The sequence below is a fragment of the Nocardia huaxiensis genome (assembly GCF_013744875.1).
GTDB classification, from domain to species: domain Bacteria; phylum Actinomycetota; class Actinomycetes; order Mycobacteriales; family Mycobacteriaceae; genus Nocardia; species Nocardia huaxiensis.
In genome coordinates this window covers 1,986,922-1,990,576 of the sequence record NZ_CP059399.1, presented here as the reverse complement: position 1 = coordinate 1,990,576, position 3,655 = coordinate 1,986,922, and the positions used below count along the sequence as shown (strand labels likewise).

The 3,655-nt window shown below is 67.8% G+C and carries 2 protein-coding genes; both read right to left on the bottom strand.

The features are described from left to right. Positions 1 to 510 precede the first annotated feature (510 nt). The gene (locus H0264_RS09110) at positions 511 to 1,866 is read right to left on the bottom strand and encodes a GAF domain-containing protein (protein WP_181583555.1); all 1,356 of its coding nucleotides are present in this window, start codon (positions 1,864 to 1,866) and stop codon (positions 511 to 513) included. A gap of 155 nt (positions 1,867 to 2,021) precedes the next feature. Further along, positions 2,022 to 3,416 (bottom strand): mycofactocin biosynthesis glycosyltransferase MftF, encoded by a 1,395-nt coding sequence (mftF, locus tag H0264_RS09105; protein ID WP_181583554.1) that lies wholly within the window; start codon positions 3,414 to 3,416, stop codon positions 2,022 to 2,024. Positions 3,417 to 3,655: the final 239 nt, after the last annotated feature.

Sequence of the window (3,655 nt, the reverse complement as noted above, 5' to 3'; positions counted from 1 at the left end):
CAGAGCCTCCTAGATATGGCGAAATGCTGTGCCGCCGAACGCTTCCGGGCATCACGAAATAGACCTGGGGTACCGCTGGGGACGGTGCCAGGCCGCGGTCAACCGCTACTGCCTCAATATGTTTCGACGAATGCGCGGGCGCCCTCCGTGACGCCGTGCGCGTGATCCAACTAGTGCGCGAGCCGGCCGGTACGCGACGTACCCGAGCCGGGATGCGGGTGCCTCCGGGTCATCCGCATCGACCTGTCCTGCTGTCGATCTCCTCCAACTTCACCGCCGCGCGCCGCTCGCCGACTCCCTCGCGAGCGCCACACTGTCGCCTGCATCACATGGATGCCGTCCATGCATTGCGAACACTAGGCGGTGTAAGAATAAAACGGAACTTTTTCCTGAAAAAAAGTTGGACGAGCGTCTAGTTGGTCGCGGGAGAGTCCATGAACGCCGCGCAAATGTGGGTACAGCCACACACGGAAGCCGCGGTGTGACACACCGCACTTTCGGTTGCGAAGACTATGGCTCGAAACGTTGCAACTGCGTTGCATCGGCGCCCATGCGCCGATCGAGCACCCGGATCTTGGCTTCGATCTGCGAATACAAGGGAGAATCCCGGTCAACGGTGGCGCGATAGACCGCCCACGCCGCCGCGTCGTCACGACCTTCGGCACCGGCGGTCCACCGGCTCAATACCGTCGCGTCGCCGGAACGCAGTACGGCCGTGCGCAATCGGACGCGCAATTCATCGCGAATGTCTATAACTCCCGGCGCGGTCGAACGCGGCAATACCGGACCCGCATAAAGCCGGACCGCCGCATCCACATCCCCGGAATCCAGCGCCGCGCGCAACGCCTCCACATCCGTGGCGATCGGAACCCGCAAACGATAAGGGCGCGAACCGAACACATTCGGGCCCACCACCGAGCGCAAACGCGACATGGCCGCGCGAATGGTGGCATTGTCCAGATCCGCGTCGTCCAGCAGCAGCGCCAGATGGTCCGCCGACAGTCCCTCCTGATGCTCGGCCAGCAGCACCAGGATCTCGGCGTGCCGCTGCGACAACGGAACTCGCTCGCCCGCCACCGTCAACTGCGGCTGCCCCAGCCCGAGCACCTCCAGGCCGAGCCGCTCCGGCGCGGGCGCGTCCGCCCCGGCGCGGCGATCCTGACCGGACCGCACCGCGGTCAGCAGCAGATCCATTTCCGCGGCCGTCGCCGCCGCCTTCACCAGGGCCAGAATCTCCGGACGCGCCACCCGCACCCCGCCCGCGATCATGAGCACGCCCACCAGGCGGCCGTCCGGATCGTGCACGGGCGCAGCCGCGCCGGTGATCTGATGCATGCGATGCAGGAAATGCTCGGGCCCGTGAATCCAGGCCGCACGGCCGGTGCGCACCACCAGGCCCACCGCATTGGTGCCCACCCGGCGCTCACTCAGATCATTGCCCTCGCGCAGGCCGGCCTCGGCCGCGGCGCGCACCCGATCGGCGTTGCCGTGCACCGACAGCACCCGGCCGAACTGATCGGCCACCACGACAATGAGTCCCGTGCTCGTGGCATCACGCAGCAGCAGCTTGTCCACCAGTGGCATGGCCGACGCGATCGGATGCGCGTCGCGATACCGCTGCAGATCTGCGCCGCGCAGACCGCGACCGTCGTTGTCGTCCAATGGATCGACACCGCCGCGCACGCTGCGCAACCACGATTCCAGCACCATGGGGCGAAGCAGACCCGGGAGCTGACCGAGTTGATCGCCGCCCACACTCAAATATCCGTGGGCCTGTGCGGCATAGGCCTCCAGTGCGCCGAGCTGCGTACTGCCCGAACCGGCACCGTGCTGGGGAAGGCTCCCACCTGCGAGATTGCTGACCATTTGCCTTTCTTTCCGCCTCAGAGCGTACCGGCGGAAAAGTGGCTCGAAGTCGAAAGCCCATTGTTTGTCCCGCAGGTCACACCTCGACGGTTGCCCAGGCAAATGTGAGCTAGCTAGCAATTAGATAAACGCCGTTTGGTCAGATGGTTCCGGGGCTAGTGCGGCGGCAGCGTCGGGCGCAGGGCCGCACCGCTGCGCACCCGGGCCGCACCCCACCACAGGCCGGTGCCGTAGGCCATGTCCTCCAAGCGTTTACACAGCACATAGCGGGCCGGATCGAGGGAACCCGACTCGCGGTGAATGAACCAGTCCGCCAAGCCATCCGCCACCGCCATGGTCAGCGCGATCTGACGAACCCGGCGCGAGCACAGCATGCCCAGCAGAGTCACCGGCCAGTAGTCGCGGCACAGCACACACGCCAGCCGCCAGACACCGCCGGAGAATCCGCGCGCCATATAGATGGCGGCGACGCGGGTCGGATTGTCCAGTTCGGCGAAGACGCGACGCAGCCGGAACAGCGTGGTCACCAGGGTCAGCACGCCGCCGAACACACCCCAGCGGGTGAGCGTGCCGAACAGCAGCGCCGTCACCGCCGTCCACACCGGCAGCGACAGCGGCGCGGCCATCGCGGCATGCCGCTGGCCCAGCGGAGCCACCCCGGTGCCGTGGGCCACCTTGTGCGCGAACCACTTTCGCAGTGACACCGGATTGCTGTGCGCGACCCGGGCGGCCGGCTCGTAGCGCAGCCGCCAGCCCGCGCGATCCAGCCGCCAGCACAGATCCACATCGTCGCCGGTGCCCATGGACTCGTCGAAACCGCCGTCGGCCAGCAGCGCGGTGCGGCGCACCAGCAATGCGGCACTCGGCACATACGGCACCGGGCCGTGCGCCTGCACCGCCGACTCCCGGCGGCCGCGATGCAGTGCGCCACGAGTGTGCTCGTAGCGCGCCAGCACCGTGGAATCCGGATCCATGGCCAGGATCCGCGGGGCCACCAGCGCCACCTTCGGATCGCTGAAATGGCCCAGCATGACCTCCAGCCAGCCGGTGCGCGGCACCACGTCCGGGTCCAGGAAGGCCACGAACTCCGTTGCCGCGGCCCGCAATCCGAAATTGCGGGCGGCCGCGGGGCCCAGCCGGCGATCCCGGCGCAGCACCGTCACCCGGCAGCGCCGTGCCTGCGGCACCCGCACCGGGCGATCCGAACCGTCGTCCACCACGATCACGGTGTGCCCGCGCAGCGCGCTCAGCAGCCGGCGCAGGCCCGCCTCGTCGTTGTGCACCGGCACGATGACGGTGACGTCGTCGACCGAAGGCAGCAGGCGCGGACGGGGATTCGCCACCCCGGAATCGAGCAGGCGTCTGGCAACCCGAGCGGAGCTGGGGCCGGTCACCTCGAGGTACCCGTCACCGATCATGGCCGCAGCTTCCGGCGCGAGCCGCAGCAACCTCGTCGGCGAGCCGCCGACCAGGTACCGTCCACCGGAATAAGTGCGCACCCTGGGATCGATTCGCACCCCGAAACCATCGGGAAGGCGATCATGGCGCATTCCCGAAATGCTAAGGCAGCGCACATTCAGCAACCCTCAAGGCGCGCCGTTTGCGGGCTTTTCCTAGGCACTGCGCACCGGCCGCGCAGTAATCTTCCGCAGTCGACAACCCTCCGCAGTCGACCGGGGGCCGGGGACGGGAGCCCCCGATTCCGGGGGTCCGGGGGCAGCGCCCCTGGGAACGGCCCAGCGCCTTTAGACTGCGTGAGGAAATTCGGCAGTTGAACAGGCAGGGGACG

Coding starts and splice junctions, on each gene's coding strand:
- mftF (WP_181583554.1), bottom strand. CDS start 3,416: ATGCGCCATGATCGCCTTCCCGATGGTTTCGGGGTGCGAATCGATCCC.
- H0264_RS09110 (WP_181583555.1), bottom strand. CDS start 1,866: ATGGTCAGCAATCTCGCAGGTGGGAGCCTTCCCCAGCACGGTGCCGGT.